Source organism: Limosilactobacillus mucosae DSM 13345 (assembly GCF_001436025.1).
Taxonomy (GTDB): Bacteria; Bacillota; Bacilli; order Lactobacillales; family Lactobacillaceae; genus Limosilactobacillus; species Limosilactobacillus mucosae.
This window is the reverse complement of record NZ_AZEQ01000001.1, coordinates 104055-120132: the sequence shown is the minus strand read 5'-3', so window position 1 is coordinate 120132 and position 16078 is coordinate 104055. Positions and strand designations below refer to the sequence as shown.

General features: G+C 47.4%; 17 protein-coding genes. 3 read left to right on the top strand and 14 right to left on the bottom strand.

Annotated features, from left to right (window positions below):
- Positions 1–5: 5 nt before the first annotated feature.
- The 3 genes from uvrB to FC47_RS00580 all read right to left on the bottom strand — a co-directional run bounded on the left by uvrB (position 6) and on the right by FC47_RS00580 (position 3148).
- A complete protein-coding gene (gene uvrB / locus FC47_RS00590) occupies positions 6–2045 on the bottom strand; it encodes an excinuclease ABC subunit UvrB (protein WP_056967524.1) in 2040 nt (679 codons plus the stop codon).
- 153 nt (positions 2046–2198) lie between these two features.
- Complete coding sequence (locus tag FC47_RS00585) at positions 2199–2894, bottom strand: HAD family hydrolase (protein ID WP_056967523.1); 696 nt, start codon at positions 2892–2894, stop codon at positions 2199–2201.
- 50 nt (positions 2895–2944) lie between these two features.
- A complete protein-coding gene (locus tag FC47_RS00580; protein ID WP_006500407.1) occupies positions 2945–3148 on the bottom strand; it encodes a hypothetical protein in 204 nt (67 codons plus the stop codon).
- A gap of 131 nt (positions 3149–3279) precedes the next feature.
- Between FC47_RS00580 and FC47_RS00575 the strand changes: the two genes are divergently transcribed.
- Both FC47_RS00575 and FC47_RS00570 read left to right on the top strand, forming a co-directional pair.
- Positions 3280–4071 (top strand): hypothetical protein, encoded by a 792-nt coding sequence (locus tag FC47_RS00575; protein WP_056967522.1) that lies wholly within the window; start codon positions 3280–3282, stop codon positions 4069–4071.
- A gap of 14 nt (positions 4072–4085) precedes the next feature.
- Complete coding sequence (locus tag FC47_RS00570; protein ID WP_056967521.1) at positions 4086–4859, top strand: hypothetical protein; 774 nt, start codon at positions 4086–4088, stop codon at positions 4857–4859.
- A gap of 36 nt (positions 4860–4895) precedes the next feature.
- Here the strand turns inward: FC47_RS00570 and FC47_RS00565 are convergent, their stop codons facing one another.
- From FC47_RS00565 to FC47_RS00555, 3 genes are all read right to left on the bottom strand, one after another.
- Positions 4896–5534, bottom strand: a complete 639-nt coding sequence (locus FC47_RS00565) for an HD domain-containing protein (protein WP_033934330.1) — start codon at positions 5532–5534, stop codon at positions 4896–4898.
- A gap of 69 nt (positions 5535–5603) precedes the next feature.
- Positions 5604–7328: a phospho-sugar mutase gene (locus tag FC47_RS00560; protein WP_048345424.1), complete on the bottom strand. Its 1725-nt coding sequence runs from the start codon at positions 7326–7328 to the stop codon at positions 5604–5606.
- Positions 7329–7385: 57 nt separating this feature from the next.
- The gene (locus tag FC47_RS00555; protein ID WP_081036711.1) at positions 7386–8213 is read right to left on the bottom strand and encodes a Cof-type HAD-IIB family hydrolase; all 828 of its coding nucleotides are present in this window, start codon (positions 8211–8213) and stop codon (positions 7386–7388) included.
- 150 nt (positions 8214–8363) lie between these two features.
- Here FC47_RS00555 and FC47_RS00550 point away from each other — a divergent pair, with 150 nt between their 5' ends.
- The gene (locus tag FC47_RS00550) at positions 8364–9305 is read left to right on the top strand and encodes an L-lactate dehydrogenase (protein ID WP_006500413.1); all 942 of its coding nucleotides are present in this window, start codon (positions 8364–8366) and stop codon (positions 9303–9305) included.
- A gap of 33 nt (positions 9306–9338) precedes the next feature.
- Here FC47_RS00550 and trxB read toward each other — a convergent pair whose 3' ends face one another.
- The 8 genes from trxB to prfB all read right to left on the bottom strand — a co-directional run bounded on the left by trxB (position 9339) and on the right by prfB (position 16078).
- Positions 9339–10274 carry a thioredoxin-disulfide reductase gene (gene trxB / locus FC47_RS00545; protein WP_006500414.1) on the bottom strand — a complete coding sequence of 312 codons (936 nt, stop codon included), beginning with the start codon at positions 10272–10274 and terminating at the stop codon, positions 9339–9341.
- Between the two features lie 128 nt (positions 10275–10402).
- A complete protein-coding gene (gene galU, locus FC47_RS00540) occupies positions 10403–11308 on the bottom strand; it encodes a UTP--glucose-1-phosphate uridylyltransferase GalU (RefSeq protein ID WP_006500415.1) in 906 nt (301 codons plus the stop codon).
- Between the two features lie 73 nt (positions 11309–11381).
- Complete coding sequence (locus FC47_RS00535; RefSeq protein ID WP_033934327.1) at positions 11382–12398, bottom strand: NAD(P)H-dependent glycerol-3-phosphate dehydrogenase; 1017 nt, start codon at positions 12396–12398, stop codon at positions 11382–11384.
- On the bottom strand, positions 12399–13226 hold the full coding sequence (gene lgt, locus FC47_RS00530; RefSeq protein WP_033934326.1) for a prolipoprotein diacylglyceryl transferase: 828 nt from the start codon (positions 13224–13226) through the stop codon (positions 12399–12401).
- Entirely contained in the window at positions 13219–14193 is a 975-nt protein-coding gene (gene hprK / locus FC47_RS00525; RefSeq protein ID WP_033934325.1) for an HPr(Ser) kinase/phosphatase, read from the bottom strand. Before hprK ends, lgt begins: the two co-directional genes overlap by 8 nt.
- Before the next feature lie 20 nt (positions 14194–14213).
- On the bottom strand, positions 14214–14570 hold the full coding sequence (locus tag FC47_RS00520; RefSeq protein ID WP_006500419.1) for a phage holin family protein: 357 nt from the start codon (positions 14568–14570) through the stop codon (positions 14214–14216).
- The gene (locus FC47_RS00515) at positions 14570–14902 is read right to left on the bottom strand and encodes a PspC domain-containing protein (RefSeq protein WP_006500420.1); all 333 of its coding nucleotides are present in this window, start codon (positions 14900–14902) and stop codon (positions 14570–14572) included. The genes FC47_RS00520 and FC47_RS00515 overlap by 1 nt, the downstream gene beginning before the upstream one ends.
- A 59-nt stretch (positions 14903–14961) precedes the next feature.
- A protein-coding gene (gene prfB / locus FC47_RS00510; protein WP_109588322.1) for a peptide chain release factor 2 occupies positions 14962–16078 on the bottom strand; the annotation gives its coding sequence in 2 pieces (ribosomal slippage) (positions 14962–16017 and positions 16019–16078; 1116 coding nt in all).

The window sequence follows — 16078 nt, the reverse complement described above, 5'->3', positions numbered from 1 at the left end:
TAGCTTCATTGTTTAGCTTGTTTGGTTTTTTTATTCTTGACTGCCGCATTAAGCTCCATAATTGTGTCGCGCAGCGTGGCGGCCTGTTCAAAGTCAAGTCGTTTAGCGGCTGAACGCATCTGCTCAGTCAGCTCAGCTAGCAGATTCTGCTGCTCGTCTTTTGCCAAAGCCTTGAAATCTTTAACCGTAAACTCAGTATCATGCTCGATCTCACCAGCATCCTCAGCCGGCTTAACTGCAGTAATTGCTTCTTGAATCGGCTTGATTATAGTCTTAGGTACGATATGGTGGGCTTGATTATAGGCTTCTTGAATCTCACGCCGCCGTTTCGTCTCATCAATAGCGGCCTGCATCGATGCAGTAATCGTATCGGCATACATGATGACCTGACCGTTGGCATTACGGGCAGCCCGCCCAATAGTTTGAATCAAGGAGCGTTCATTACGCAAGAAGCCTTCCTTATCCGCATCCAAAATTGCGACCAGCGAAACTTCCGGAATGTCCAGACCCTCCCGCAGCAGGTTGATTCCGACCAACACATCGAATTTACCCAACCGGAGTTCACGAATGATCTGCGTTCTTTCCAAGGTCTTGATGTCACTGTGCAGATACTTGACTTTTAAGCCGAGATCTTTTAGATAATCCGTTAAGTCTTCTGACATTTTCTTGGTCAGAGTAGTAATCAAGACCCGCTCATTTTTTTCGATCCGCTGATTGATTTCGCCAACCAGATCATCAATCTGTCCCATAACCGGGCGAACCTCAACTTTAGGATCCAAAAGTCCAGTTGGCCGAATGATCTGCTGAACAACGTGATCAGTCTGTTCCTGCTCATATGGTCCAGGCGTGGCTGACATGTAGATGACCTGATTGACCCGTTCCTCAAACTCGCTCAGCTTAAGCGGCCGGTTGTCCAATGCACTCGGCAGTCGGAATCCATAGTCGATCAGCTGCTGCTTACGGGCCCGATCGCCATTATACATTCCGCGCACCTGTGGCATGGTCTGGTGCGATTCGTCAACGACCAACAGAAAATCCTTAGGGAAGAAATCCAAAAGCGTAAACGGCGGCTCGCCTGGCTTGCGGCCGTCCATGTAACGCGAGTAGTTTTCAATGCCGTTGGTGTAGCCCATTTCACGCATCATTTCAATATCATAGGTCGTTCGCTGCTGAATTCGCTCGGCTTCTAGCGGTTTGCCTTCCTGGGTAAATTTTGCGACCTGTTCTTTCATTTCAGCCTCGATTTGCGGCAAAGCGGTATCCATAATGTCATCACTGGTTAAAAAGTGTGTAGCTGGGAAGATTGAGACCTGCTCACGATCGCCGATAATCTCGCCAGTCAAGGCATCAACCTCACGAATCCGGTCAATCTCATCGCCAAAAAACTCGACGCGCAGTGCCCGCTCATCGCGTGAAGCTGGGAAAATCTCAACGACATCGCCATGCACGCGAAAACGGCCTCGCTGAAAATCAATATCATTGCGATCAAACTGAATCTCGACCAGATCTCTTAACAGCTGATTACGCTCAATTTCTTGGCCGACATGCAGCGACAGAACGTGATCGCGATATTTGCGCGGATCACCCAAGCCAAAGATACTAGAAACCGAGGCAACGACAATTACGTCATTGCGTTCCAAAAGCGCACTGGTTGCCGCGTGTCGCAGCTTGTCGATCTCATCGTTGATTGAGGCATCCTTTTCAATATAAGTATCACTGGATGGTACATAGGCTTCGGGCTGATAGTAGTCGTAATATGAAACGAAATACTCAACTGCATTATTAGGGAAAAATTTTTTCATTTCACCATACAACTGACCAGCCAGCGTTTTGTTATGCGACAAAATCAGCGTTGGCTTATTGGCTTTGGCAATAACGTTTGAAATCGTAAACGTCTTGCCTGTTCCCGTGGCTCCCAGCAAAATCTGAGCGTGCTCGCCTTTTTTTAGCCCTTGCGTCAGTTGCGCGATGGCTTCGGGCTGATCGCCGGTTGGCTGGTAGTCAGAAATCAATTCAAATGGTCGATCTGGCTGACGATAAATCAAAGTTTTTCCCCCTTGCAGACGGTTGATGGCTGTTACCTTAATAAAATCGGTACAAGTCTATCACACGAACGTTTATTCGTCTAATGATTTGCACTATCATTTTCAGATCATTTCAAAATAAAAAGCTGCCTTTGTTCTGGCAGCTTATCTTGCTTAGTTTGACTGGCGTCCAGCACGTTCTTCCATATCTGGCGCCACGCGTGCGATATAGTCCGGCAATTTCTCCAGAGTCGGCAAAGCCTTGTTATGCTTGTACATCCGCGAGTTGGCCATTGCCTGACGATTGATCCAGACATTATGCCAGGAACGATCCGCAGCCGGCTTAATGTCTTGCCAATAGTCGCTGCCAATGTGAGCATGCGCTTGATGGTCAAAATCAAGTTTTTCAGCAACTCGCTCAAACAAGGCAGCTTGCGGCTGGTAGGACTGTGCCTGTTCAGCCGTTAAAATACCATCCAGCCATTCATCAAGCACTTGCAGCTGAGCCTGCGCAATATCATTGTCAGTGTTGGCAACTGCATATAGCTTATTGTGGCGCTTGAGCAGCGGCAGCGCTTTTAACGCATCATCAAATGGCGACAGTTCTTTTTGGGCAGCCAGCAGTTCTTCATAGTGACGAGCAAACCAGCCCCGATCATTAAACTGAACATCCATCAGCATCAAAGTCTGTTTTAAAATCGTCTTGGCATCTTGATAGGCCTGGCCATACTGCAGACGGGCCTGATAAAAACGATAGGCAAAAGCCACCTGTTCTGCATCCAGTTTTGGTTCTTCAGCAAGTGCTTTTAATTTTTCAAAAAATGGCGTTTCATCCAATAGCGTGCCATTGACGGCAAAAGTCAAAATCATTGGCAAAGGGCTCCTTTTTAAATTATTCTTTCATCCAGTATAGCGCACTTTCAATCATCGTGACGCTGTTCAACGGCTAATTTACCCATTAGATAAAACTGCAGTCCGGTAGCTGCTAAATAGATCAGCAGCATAACCGCCATCCAGCCCATATGCTTGCCGGCCAGACAAAAACCGCCGACAAACATGGCAAAATTAGCCAGCCCTGATAATAAGATCTGGCCATCAATCCGACGACGCGTTGGCTTATCCATTCCAATTCCTCCTTGAGGTAGCGTTTTCTTAAATTATAGGTGATTGACGCGCAAATTGCATTTATTTGTCAAACCGCGAAAAACGTGAAAGAATTAGTTATCTTATCAGTCTATCGGAAAGGATGTTTGGCATGTTTGTTACGCCAGCTATGTGTAAAGGACTAGAACGTGAATATCTTACCTATCGCTTCAATCAGCATACCAATTATCTGACGGAATTTTTTCGCTCACCGCTTTTAGAACCGGGGCGGACCGAATTTATTTTTCGCCCCACTAAAGCAACGATTACTGCCTATGATCGTGCGCGGCTGGAATTGAATGAGCGTTCCCGATTGGCACAGCAAAAAGCCGGCATTCCCGAAAATCTTCAGCAGCTGGCATTTTCCCAAAGCTTTAGCCAGGATTTCAATGAAAACGACTATCGCTACTCAACGGTTCAGGCCACGCGCTGGATGGAGGAGCTGACTGGTCAGCCGATTCATATCTGGCGAGTCAGTGCCCAGCTGCTGGATCATGTAGGCACGACTTCATTGGATCATGCCCTGCTGTGCTTTTTTGGCACCGATCCAATGCATCATGACTACCAGATGTTTACTGCTGGTTTTGCACCACTGTACCACTTAGCACATTCAATGGAGACGGCTTTCAACTTTTCTGCCAACGATCTTTTTTCAACCAACTACCATCAGTTTGATCAATGGGTCTTTACCCTGTTCCATGCCTTAGCGTTGGAAATGACCGAACAGCCCGATCAAGGCGAGGCAGCTGCCAGTGATACCTTGTTTTTACAGCCAGATCGCCATTTTGAACGGTGGACGCTTCAAGACGACTTTCCGACCCGTGCCGACTATTGGAATCTGCACGGCCGAGTTATCATGGCAATGTCGCTGGATGCTGATCTAGCTGGCGAAGATCCAGATTAGAAAGGATGGCGCGTATGATTCCAGATGAATTGTTTGAACAGCTGTTGCAGGAATTCTCCAGCGATCCAGTTCATGACTACATTTTAAAAACTTTTTCATCTTCACCGCTCAAACCAGGCGAGACCGAATTTTTTTACTCACCCCTGGGACTTGATACCTTCACTGCTTTTGACGAACAGCGCAGTCGCATTGCGGCTCAAAGGATTCATCATTCGATCCCTTCATTTACCGAAGAATTCATGACTGATCCTAAAAGATTCGCTGGCTCAACCAGATTTGCCAATCAATTGCTGACCAGCTATGCTAATTCGACGCGTGATCGGTCTGATCAAACCGTAGTTCAGACAAAAGCAGTCGTGGCCGCGCTGCTTGACGTTATTGGCACTCAGCAGCCCTGGCAGACGCTGCAGCTTTATTATGGTCAATCACATGACGAGCAGGACTATTTTCTGCTGCAGACGGGAATCGTTCCATTGATTGCCCTGGCTCGCGATCTGGCGCATGATCATGAAATTCTGAACCAAGACGCTGATCTGGCTCATATCAATGACATCCAGAACTTCGCCGCTGCCCTAAACGATATCGCATTTGCCCTGGCTCATCGCTGGTTTAGCGAGATTGTTTCAGCATCGCCAGTTATGACAAGTTTGCAGGCGGCCTGGCCTTATCTGCTGATCCCAGCTCAAAAAAGTCTTTTTAATGCGTTGTTATCCGTAGATTCATTCAGCTCTTTAACGACCAGTCAGCGACACGTCCAATTGCTGGTACCATTCAGATTAATCCACTAAAAAAAGATTCTGCCTGCTCAGCAGAATCTTTTTTGATCAGCGCTGAATTATCTGCGTAGTAATCACAGCCAATTGGGTTTGGCTTTGTGTCCCGGCATTGTCTTTTAAAAGTTCTGGCAGAATCTTTTTTAAGAAGTACTTTACGCTGGCCATCTCATGGAACTCCATGATCGACTCCAGACTAGAGCGATAGATATCCATGTAGACCGGCTCAGGATTGCCCTTTTGAATCTCGCCAAACGATTCATACATCAGATCAATCTTGTCGGCTACCGACAGAATCCGCCCTTCCAAGCTGTCATCCTTGCCTTCACTGAACCGACGACGATAAGCCTGGCGAAACTCTGGCGGAATCTCGGTTTCAATAAAGTTATCCGTCAAAGAGTCGTCAACCTTGGCCAGCATTTCGCGCAGCTCAGGCGTGGCATACTTCACTGGCGTCTTGATGTCGCCGATAAAACGTTCCGTATAATCATGGTTCAAGGCCTTTTCATAAAGCGAGCGCCAATCGACCTCATTGCCGGATTGTTCTTCAATATCGCCCAGCATCTGTGCCGCCTGCGTAACCTTAAATGAATGCGCCGCTACGTTATGCTGCTCAAACTTAAAGTATCCCGGCGCACGATTGATCATCTCAAGATCGCTTAAACTTTTTAAATACTCGTGCATTCCCATCGGATCACCTGCTTTCATATTATATAGAAAAAACGGCTTGTGGTTTCCCGCAAGTCGTTTTCAGCTTAGCTAGGCTTCAGCAAATTCTTGCAGTGCCTTTTCAAAGTCAGCCAGTTTCTGCTTGGCGCCCACCAGCGTATCAGCACTCGTACCAATGTAGTACTTGAGTTTTGGTTCCGTACCAGAAGGACGAATGGCAATCCAGGTACCATCAGCCAAAACGTAGCGCAATACGTTCGATTCAGGAATTCCCAGCTCTTCAACCGTACCGTCAGCCAGCGTCTTGGTATTGTTGGAGAAGTCTTCCGTTACTACAACCTGTTGACCAGCAAAATGCGTTGGCGCTTCTTCACGGAACTTCTTCATCAGATTCTTGATCTTGGCTGGACCTTCAACACCGGCATAGGTATTGGCAATCGTCTTTTCTTGGAAGTAGCCGTACTTTTGGAACAATTCCTGCAGACCGTCGTACAGCGTCATGTTGCGGCTCCGGTAGTAGGCAGCCACTTCTGCCAGCAGCGTCAGAGTTTGGATGGCATCCTTGTCGCGAACGAATGGCTTGATCAGGTAGCCGAAACTTTCTTCAAAACCGAACATAAACGTGTGGTTGTGCTTGGTTTCATATTGGTGAATCTGATCGGCAATCCACTTAAAGCCGGTCAAAACGTTAATCATCTTGACTCCGTAATCTTCAGCAATCTTGGTGGCAAACTCAGTCGAAACGATTGACTTAACGGCCGCCGCATTGGCTGGCAGCGTACCCGCTTGTTTGTGCGCTTCCAAAATGTAGTGCAGCATGATCGAAGCAATCTGATTACCAGTCAAGAGCAGGTATTCGCCATCTGGCTGCCTAATTGCGCATCCCAACCGGTCGGCATCCGGATCAGTGGCAATCAGAATGTCGGCATTGACCTGCTTGCCCAGTTTTTCTGAACGAACGAATGCTTCAGGGAATTCTGGGTTAGGATGTTCCAAACCAGGAAAGTCTCCGTTTGGCTGACCTTCAAACGGCTCAACCTCATAGTTGGTAAAGCCGGCTTGACGCAGGGCCCGTTCGCCAAGCATCCGTCCCGTACCGCACAATGGCGTAAAGACAAACTTCATTTCCTTGCCATACTTTTTAGCCAGCTCATGGTTGATCGTGACCGTTTTGGCATTTTCCAGATAGGCAGCGTCAACATCTTCGCCCATGATGGTTTCCAGACCACTGTTGAGCATTGCTTGTTCATCTGCCAGCTTGATGTCGAAAATATCATCAATCTTGCGGATGTAGCTGGTCATTAAATCAGATTCCTTAGGTGGCATCTGACCGCCATCTTCGCCATAGATCTTGTAACCATTGTATTCCTTAGGGTTGTGGCTGGCCGTAATCATAATGCCGGCATAAGTATGCTGGTAGCGAACGGCAAATGACAGCTCTGGGGTCGGCCGCAGATTGTCATAGATGTAGACCTTGATATTGTGGGCTCCCAAGACACGAGCAGCATCATGGGCAAACAAGCGTGAATTATGACGGGAATCGTAGCTAATAGCAACCCCGCGCTGCTTGATTTCATCGCCCAGCGTATCCATGAATTGAGCCAGGCCTTCCGTAGCTTGACGAACCGTGTAGACGTTCATCCGATTGATACCAGGGCCCATCAATCCCCGCATGCCCGCCGTACCGAACGAAAGCGGACCATAAAAGGCATCCTCGATTTCTTTTTCGTCCTTCATTGCTGCCAATTGACGCTTCAAGCTTGGTTCCAGGTCTTTGCGATCAAGCCAAGTCTGGTAGGTATCTTTCCAACTCACAATGACATCTCCTTAAATTATAATCACCTGTATCACAGTAACTTAAGTATACCGCACTTAGAACTTGTTTGGTGCAATTCGTTCAATAATTTGGGCTATACCATCCTCTTCATTGCTTAAAGCAATTATTTCAGCGCTTTCTTTGACACTTTGACTGGCATTTGCCATGGCAACTGGATGGGCAACGCTTTTGAGCATAGTCAGGTCATTTTCATCATCACCAAATGCGACCAGCTGATCATAGTCCGCCAATTCATGCTCAATCAGATAGCGAGCAGCGCACCCTTTATTGACAGCTGCGGCGTTGATCGTTAAATAACCATCGCCGGCCTCATGAATTGAGATTTCATTTGAATAGCTCGCGATAAGCCGTTTTTTGACCTCTTTGAGCCGTTTTGAATCTTCAATAATCAACAAAATCTGCAGCACGTTTTTTAGCGGCCGCTGATCGACATCAAAAAGCGGCTGAATGCCCGTATAAAAAATCTCTGTTTCAATCTGTTGGTCAAGCTTTGAAACATGCCAGCTTTCGGCATCCATCCAGGTAAAGTTCAGCTCAGGAAATTCGGTTTTAACCAAGTTCTGTAGCTTTTGTGCCGTCTGATCCGGAATTGCATGCTGCTCTAAAACCCTAAATTCATGAACAGCCGGCTGAAAAATAACCGCGCCATTCAAAGCCGTCTGTGGTCCAGTCAGCTGCAGCTGGTTGATCAGGTCAAGCATTTGAATCGGCATCCGCGCTGAAGCCAGCATTAGCGGCAACTGGCTTTTAACAACCGTAAGAATCGTTCTTGAGCTCAGCCTTCCCTGTTCATTAAGCAGGGTATGATCTAAGTCGCTGATTAGATAGCATCCCAAGGCAAACCATCCTTTCGTATCAATCATTTCATCTGTTTTTCTAATCTTAGCATGGTCAAATCAAGAAATCTTTGCTATTTTCAGCAAAATTTTCATAGACATTTATAAAAAATAGCGTTAATATTAGAAAAACATTAAAAAATAAGTTTTAATTCTAATTTAAAGGGAGATGTCCGTATGAGTCGAAAAGTTGCTGTTATCGGAATGGGAAACGTTGGTGCCGCAGTTGCTCATTATATTGTGGCCTGTGGCTTTGTTGACGACCTGGTACTGATTGACAAAAACGAAGCTAAAGTCAAAGCCGACGCATTGGACTTCTACGACGCAATGCCAAACCTGAAGAACCACACCAACATCTTCGTTAACGACTATTCGCAATTGAAAGATGCCGATGTTGTGGTTTCAGCACTCGGCAATATCAAGCTGCAGGACAACAAAGACGATGACCGCTTTGCCGAACTGCCATTTACGCGCGTTCAAGTCCGTGAAGTCGCTCAAAAGATTAAAGAATCCGGCTTCCATGGCAAGATGGTCGTAATTACCAATCCAGTTGACGTGATTACTTCAATTTATCAAGAAGTTACCGGCCTGCCAAAGAATCATGTCATCGGTACGGGAACGCTGCTTGACTCGGCACGAATGAAGCGGGCCGTTGCTCAGCGTCTGCATCTGGATCCTCGTTCCGTGACCGGCTACAACCTGGGTGAACATGGGAACTCTCAATTTACTGCCTGGTCAACGGTTCGCGTATTGGATCAGCCAATCACTGAACTGGCTAAGGATCGCGGCTTGGACCTGGATAGTCTGGATCATGAGGCCCGAGTTGGCGGCTTTACCGTTTTCCGTGGCAAGAAGTACACCAACTACGGGGTTGCAACGGCTGCCGTTCGTCTGGTCAACACGATTCTTTCTGATGCCCACACCGAACTGCCAGTATCCAACTATCGTGAGGAATACGGGACTTATCTTTCCTACCCTGCCGTAGTTGGCCGCGATGGTATTTTAGAACAGGTTCAACTGGATCTGACTGACGAAGAGCTGGAAAAACTGCAGACATCAGCCAACTACATCAAGCAAAAGTACGCTGAAAGTCAAGAAGCTGCCAAGGAAGGCAAGTAACATAAAAAGGATGGGACAAATCCCATCCTTTTTTTAATGATTCATCAAGTATTGATAGATCTGCTGACCGGCAATCGCGCCATCGCCAACTGCAGTTGCAATCTGCCGCAGCGGCGTTTCACGAACGTCACCAATGGCAAAAACACCTGGTAGGCTGGTTGCCATCAGATCATTGGTCTTAACATAGCCCTGCTCGTTTAAGATACCCAAATCCTTAAACGGAGCGGTCATCGGCACGCTGCCAACATAGATAAAGACCCCATCGGCTTGTATTTCCGCATCCTTGCCAGTCTTGGAGTCATGCGTCTTAACGCCCACGACTTTATTATCATCGCCAAGTACTTCGGTAACCTGAGTATTGAAGATAAATTCCATCTTGTCGTTTTGCTTAGCCTGTTCTTGAATCAGTGGCTGAGCTCGCAGCTGGTCACGCCGAACTACTACCGTTACCTTTTTTGCCAGCTGAGTCAGATACATCCCCTCTTCAACTGCTGAGTCGCCCCCGCCAACGACGACTACGTGCTTGTTCTTAAAAAAGGCGCCGTCGCATACCGCGCAGTAGGATACGCCGCGGCCGCCATATTCTTCTTCACCAGGAACTCCCATATGCCGCTGCTGAGTTCCCGTTGCAATTACCAATACTTTAGCAGTAAAGACGTCGCCCATGTCGGTCGTCAGCTGCTTCAAATCGCCTGCAAGCTCAACTTTTTCAACCGTACCATAAGCATATTGGGCACCAAACTGCGTCGCCCCTTGATACATATCCTGTGCCAGTTCAGGTCCCTGAACCGTCTTAAAGCCGGGGTAGTTTTCAATTGCTGCCGTGTTATTCAGATTACCGCCATAAATCCCGCGATCCAGCATCAAAACGGACAAGTTGGCTCTTGAGGCATACAGAGCCGCGGTCATCCCAGCAGGACCAGCGCCAACCACGATTACGTCATAATTGGTTTGTTTTTCTTCTGCCATGTTGTTCCTCCGTATAAATAATGATTAATGATATCTTACTTGGTTTAAGATTATTTGTCTATCGTTTTGCTTACTTTTTGTTAGTTAATAAAAAATGGGATGCTTTTTATCAGCATCCCATTTTTTAATTACTTCTTGGCCTTGTCTTCAGCAGACATCTTGGCCCCAAGCTCTTTAATGTATTCACGCAGCTCGTCTTTAACTTCTGGGTGGTTCAGACCATATTCGATGTTGGTCTCGATCCAGCCAAACTTGTTGCCGACATCATAGCGATCACCCTTGTATTCATGAGCAAATACCCGCTGCGTCTTGTTCAGCGTGTTGATGGCATCCGTCAATTGAATCTCGTTACCCTTGCCTGGCTTGGTCTTAGCCAAAACGTCAAAAATTTCTGGCGTAAAGACGTAACGGCCAATGATTGCCAGATCACTTGGCGCGTCTTTTGGATCTGGCTTTTCCACAAAGCTCGTGACGTTGAAAAGCCCCGGCTTGACTTCCTTGCTTGGGTTGATCACACCATACTTAGAGGTATCTTCATGAGGCACGCGCATTACGGCCAGGGTTGAAGCACCAGTTTCGTGATAGCTGTCGATCAGCTCTTTAGTCAATGGCGTACCGTTGTTGTTGATGTTGTTCAAATCATCACCAAGCATCACGACGAATGGTTCGTCACCGATAAAGTCGCGTGCTGTCAAAACAGCATCCCCCAAGCCACGTGGGTGAGATTGACGAATAAAGTAAATGTTAATGTCAGTGGTTTCTTGAACCAGTTTCAGCATCTCATCCTTGTGCTTGTCGCGCAGATTGTCTTCCAGCTCTGGGTTGGAGTCAAAATGATCTTCAATCGAGCGCTTGTTCTTGCCATCAACGACAACAATATCTTGAATGCCTGACTTGCGAGCTTCTTCAACAATAAATTGAATCGTTGGCTTATCAACAATTGGCAGCATTTCCTTGGCTAAGGCCTTGGTAGCTGGTAAAAACCGCGTTCCCAGGCCAGCTGCAGGAATAATTGCTTTACGAACTTGTTTCATTATCAAAAAATCCTTTCAGCTTCATAGCAGAATAGTTACACGCTTACATTTTACCATACTTATGGCAAATTATTTATTCCATTTCTGAAGTAGCCTTCCGACTCATCAGATTGGTAATGGCCGTTTCAATATCTTCGCCTTCATAAAGCACCCGGTAAAGCGCCTCAGTAATCGGCATCTTGACATTGCGTTTTTGAGCCAGCTCATAGGCAGCCTTGGCAGTGTAGATTCCCTCAATCACCATTCCCATGTTGCTGATGACATCTTCCAGCTGGCGGCCCTGCCCCAGTTGATAGCCAGCGCGCCAGTTGCGTGAGTTCTTGCTGGTTGCCGTAACCACTAAGTCGCCGACCCCAGAAAGGCCGATAAACGTGAACGGATTAGCGCCAAATGCCACGCCCAGCCGCCGAATCTCGGCCAAGCCACGCGTAATCAAAGCAGCCCGTGCGTTGTCCTTGTAGCCCAGCCCTTGCAGCGCGCCGGCACCGATTGCGATAATATTCTTTAAAGCTCCGCCAAATTCGGCACCAATTACGTCATCGTTGGTGTAGACCCGGAAGAAGTTGTTGGAGAACAGTTTTTGGACACGCTCGGCAGCCGTCAGATTGGCACAGGCAGCCGTAACTGCCGTCATATCCTGAATGGCAACGTCTTCTGCATGGCTTGGACCTGAAAGGACGACAATGTCTTGCCGATGATCCTCATCAATCTCTTCAGCCAGCATTTGAGAAGGCCGCTTGTAGGTTTCTTGTTCCAGACCTTTAGTGGCATGAATCAAAAGCGGCTTTTGATCCAGCTTAACCAGAATCTTATTAAGATTGCCGGCAACCTCACGCAGTCCCTTAGTTGGAATTACCATCAGGATGTATTCGGCATCCCGAACGGCTTCTTCCATATCGTCGGTTGCCTTTAGATCAGGTGAGTACTTGAAGTCTTTCATGTATTGAGGGTTAATGTGCCAGCGGTTCATCGTGACTACCTGTTCTGAGTCGCGTGACCAAAGCATGACCTCTTCATTATTGCCGACTAAAAGATTGGCCAGCACACTGCCCCAAGATCCAGCACCTAAAACAGCAATTTTGTTACTCATTTATTTTTCTCCTTTCAACGATGCGGCATACCATGGTAATTGTTTTGAATGGCGCCGCGCTATCCAAACCGTTAATGCGCCGATAAAAAGGACTGCCGATAAGACCTGCGAGATTCGCAAAGGTCCCAGCATCAAGCTGTCCGTACGCATTCCTTCAATAAAGAATCTGCCAAATGCATACCACATAACGTAGGTCAAAAAGATTTCGCCCTGCTTGAACAGATGCGGACGATGACGCAGACTTACCAATAGCAAAAAGCCTGCCAGATCCCATAGCGATTCATATAAAAACGTTGGCACGCGATAATGCCCGCCAATATACATCTGATTAATGATAAAGGCTGGTAGATGCTGAGCTTTTAATGCCGCCAGAGTCGTAACCTTCCCAAATGCCTCTTGATTGAAAAAGTTTCCCCAGCGTCCCATTGCCTGTGCCATGATAACGGTTGGTGCAATGATATCCAGCATCGTCCAAGCAGATATTTTCTTGGCACGACAAAAGAAATACAGCGTCAAAAAGCCACCTAGGATTGCACCATAGATGGCAATGCCTCCGTCCCAGATGGCAATAATCTCGCCTGGAAACTTAGAATAATATGGCCATTGAAATGCAACATAGTAGATGCGGGCACAGATCACAGCAATTGGCAGCGCCCATAAAAGATAGTCGTAAAAATATTCTTCATCGATTCCCTTACGATTGCCTTCCCGAATTGAAAGCCACAGCGCAAGAACGACACCGGTTGCAATAATGATACCATACCAGTGGACCTTAATTGTCCCCAACTGAAAGGCAATTGGATCTAAGCTTAAGAGCGTATTAATCATGCTCATTTTCCTGCTTTTGTTCCTTTACCTGCGTATCGTGGGCCGAATTTTGCTGAATCAAGCGATTTAAATTGTCATCAAAGGTCTTGGTAGCGTCGTATCCCATCGTTTCAGCCCGGTAGTTCATTGCTGCCGATTCGATAATGATGGCCAGATTCCGCCCTGTCTTAACCGGAATTGAGACTTTAGGAATGATGACGCCTTGAATCGTCTGCGTATCACCGCGATCGCCCAATCGATCAAACTGAGCATCCGGCGTCCAGGTCTCCAGGTGAACGATAAAATTGATGATGTCGCTTTCCATAATGGCTCCGGCACCATACAGATTCATCACGTCAATGATCCCGATCCCGCGAATTTCCATTAAGTGATCAAGAATGGCCGGGGCTGAGCCAACCAGCGTCTGTTCGTCTCTGGCATAGACTTCAACCCGATCATCGGCAACCAGACGATGACCACGCCGAACCAGTTCCAAGGCCGTTTCTGATTTGCCGACCCCAGAATCACCGGTAATCAAGACCCCGATCCCATTGATATCAACCAAGACCCCATGCAGCGACTGACGCTTGGCCAAACAGCCCACCAGATAGGAGGTCATATTGCTTAGAATCCGTGATGACGTCAAATGCGTACCTAAAATCGGAATATGGGCTGCTTCGGCAGCTTTTGACAGTTCAATTGGAATCGGCAGGTCCGTTGAGATTACGAAACATGGCGTCTGCGGCATACACATTTTTGTCATGTATTCAGTCCGATGCGCCTGCGTCATATCTTTGGCAAATGAGGTTTCCGTAATTCCCAGCAGCTGAATGCGCTCAGCTGGATAGTGGGTAAAATAGCCGGCAAACTCCAATGCAGGCCGGCAGATGTCGCTGGTGACGATTGGACGCTGCAGATAGTCTTCCCCTTGCAGCACTTTAAGTCGGACGTTTTTGACTAACTCTTCAACAGTTACGCTTTCTGGCATTTTTATTCACTTCCCGATAATTAACTTTCTACAAAGTGGTTGGCAATAATCGTATTGCATACTGACATAATCAAGGCAATCAGCATGGCCGACCCCAGCGATGAAAAGTAAAAGACGCTCTTGCCAACAACGCTTGAGGTCAAAATCAGCATAAAGCCATTGATCACAATACTAAAAAGGCCCAGCGTCAAAACGTTGATTGGTAAAGAAATCAGCAGCAAAAATGGCTTTACCAGTGCATTCAAGACTGCTAAAACCAAGCTGGCCAACAATGCCACGCCAACGCTGGAAACGTAAAACATACCGGTCTGAGCAAAGAGTCCGGCCAAGGCAATAAACAAAACGGCATCAATCAAAACGCTCTTGAAAAAGCCCATTAATCTTTCCTTCCTGATTTAACGTCATGTTCTTCAACATCATGCAGTACTCGCCGCGGCTCCTGCTTGTGTTCAGGCGTCTTGGCCCGATTCAGCCAATCAAAGAAATTGAAAGGTTGTGGATCTGCTGGCATGATAACTGCCATCAACAGATAGATCAAAACTCCGGGAACGATTGAGGTCAGAACCGTCAAAACCGCATAGCCGATTCGCAGCCATTTGGGATTGATCTTAAAATACTGGCCCAAGCCGCCAAAGACGCCGGCAAGATAGCGATCGCTTGCCGAACGAGTCAGCCGCCGCTTTTGTTTGTAACGCTGTTCTCTGGTCAAGATTTTTCCTTCCTTTCTTTATCTATCTTACTTTGTTTTCGCTTTCATCACAATCTGCTTTAATGCGGATTCTTTTTGCTCAATCTCCACTGCAGGTAGGCATTGATAAATGGATCCAGGTTGCCATCCATTACCCCCTGCACGTCATGAGTCTCATAGCCGCTGCGGTTGTCTTTGACCATCGTGTAAGGCTGAAAGACATAGGAGCGAATCTGAGAGCCCCAGCCAATATCCAGCTGAACGCCCTCAATCTCAGCACGCTGCTTAGCCTGCTTTTCTTCTTCCAATTCATAAAGCTTGGACTTCAGCATGCTCATGGCCGTCTGCCGGTTTTGCAGCTGCGAGCGCTCAGCCTGCGAGGCCACCACGATCCCAGTCGGCAAGTGAGTAATCCGGACGGCTGACTCGGTCTTGTTGATATGCTGACCACCGGCACCCGATGAACGGAAAGTGTCGACCCGCAGATCGGATGGATCAATATCGATCTGCACGCTGTCGTCCAGTTCCGGCATGACGTCAACACTGGCAAATGAGGTGTGACGACGCTTGGCCGCATCAAACGGCGAGATTCTTACCAGTCGATGCACGCCTTTTTCACTGCGCAGCATCCCATAGGCATTGCGCCCTTTGATCAGCAGACTCACGCTTTTAATCCCGGCTTCTTCGCCAACTTCATAGTTGGCCGTCTCTACGACAAAACCATGCCGCTCCGCCCAGCGAACATACATTCTAAGCAGCATTGCACCCCAGTCTTGGGCCTCGGTACCACCAGCACCGGGATGAATTTCCAGGATTGCGTTCTTGTCATCATATGGTCCATCCAGCAGCTGCGTCAGCCGATACTCCTGCAGCTCTTTTTGCGTTGCCGCATAATCAAGCTCAAACTCTGACTGCAGCTCATCATCAGTATCTTCGCTCAGCAGCTCAATCGTCGTCTGCAGATTTTCCAGCTGTTCTTTTAAATGGACGTAGGTGTCGCGTTTGGCCTTTAAATCGTTGTTCTCGTTGATAACTTTTTGAGCGGTTTCGTTGTCGTTCCAAAAATTCGGATCCGTCATCCGGTGCTCGTTTTCGGCAATGCGCTCGTTTAAGGCATCCAGGTCAAAGAGACCTCCCGAAGCGTGCAACCTCAGCCTGCATTGCTTCTAAATTTTTCTTGGCTTCACTTAGTTCCAA

Excerpts from the sequence above, each read along its gene's own strand:
- FC47_RS00585 (WP_056967523.1), bottom strand. The coding sequence starts at position 2,894 with ATGATTTTGACTTTTGCCGTCAATGGCACGCTATTGGATGAAACGCCA.
- FC47_RS00580 (WP_006500407.1), bottom strand. The coding sequence starts at position 3,148 with ATGGATAAGCCAACGCGTCGTCGGATTGATGGCCAGATCTTATTATCA.
- FC47_RS00575 (WP_056967522.1), top strand. The coding sequence starts at position 3,280 with ATGTTTGTTACGCCAGCTATGTGTAAAGGACTAGAACGTGAATATCTT.
- FC47_RS00570 (WP_056967521.1), top strand. The coding sequence starts at position 4,086 with ATGATTCCAGATGAATTGTTTGAACAGCTGTTGCAGGAATTCTCCAGC.
- FC47_RS00565 (WP_033934330.1), bottom strand. The coding sequence starts at position 5,534 with ATGGGAATGCACGAGTATTTAAAAAGTTTAAGCGATCTTGAGATGATC.
- FC47_RS00555 (WP_081036711.1), bottom strand. The coding sequence starts at position 8,213 with ATGATTGATACGAAAGGATGGTTTGCCTTGGGATGCTATCTAATCAGC.
- FC47_RS00550 (WP_006500413.1), top strand. The coding sequence starts at position 8,364 with ATGAGTCGAAAAGTTGCTGTTATCGGAATGGGAAACGTTGGTGCCGCA.
- trxB (WP_006500414.1), bottom strand. The coding sequence starts at position 10,274 with ATGGCAGAAGAAAAACAAACCAATTATGACGTAATCGTGGTTGGCGCT.
- galU (WP_006500415.1), bottom strand. The coding sequence starts at position 11,308 with ATGAAACAAGTTCGTAAAGCAATTATTCCTGCAGCTGGCCTGGGAACG.
- FC47_RS00535 (WP_033934327.1), bottom strand. The coding sequence starts at position 12,398 with ATGAGTAACAAAATTGCTGTTTTAGGTGCTGGATCTTGGGGCAGTGTG.
- lgt (WP_033934326.1), bottom strand. The coding sequence starts at position 13,226 with ATGATTAATACGCTCTTAAGCTTAGATCCAATTGCCTTTCAGTTGGGG.
- hprK (WP_033934325.1), bottom strand. The coding sequence starts at position 14,193 with ATGCCAGAAAGCGTAACTGTTGAAGAGTTAGTCAAAAACGTCCGACTT.
- FC47_RS00520 (WP_006500419.1), bottom strand. The coding sequence starts at position 14,570 with ATGGGCTTTTTCAAGAGCGTTTTGATTGATGCCGTTTTGTTTATTGCC.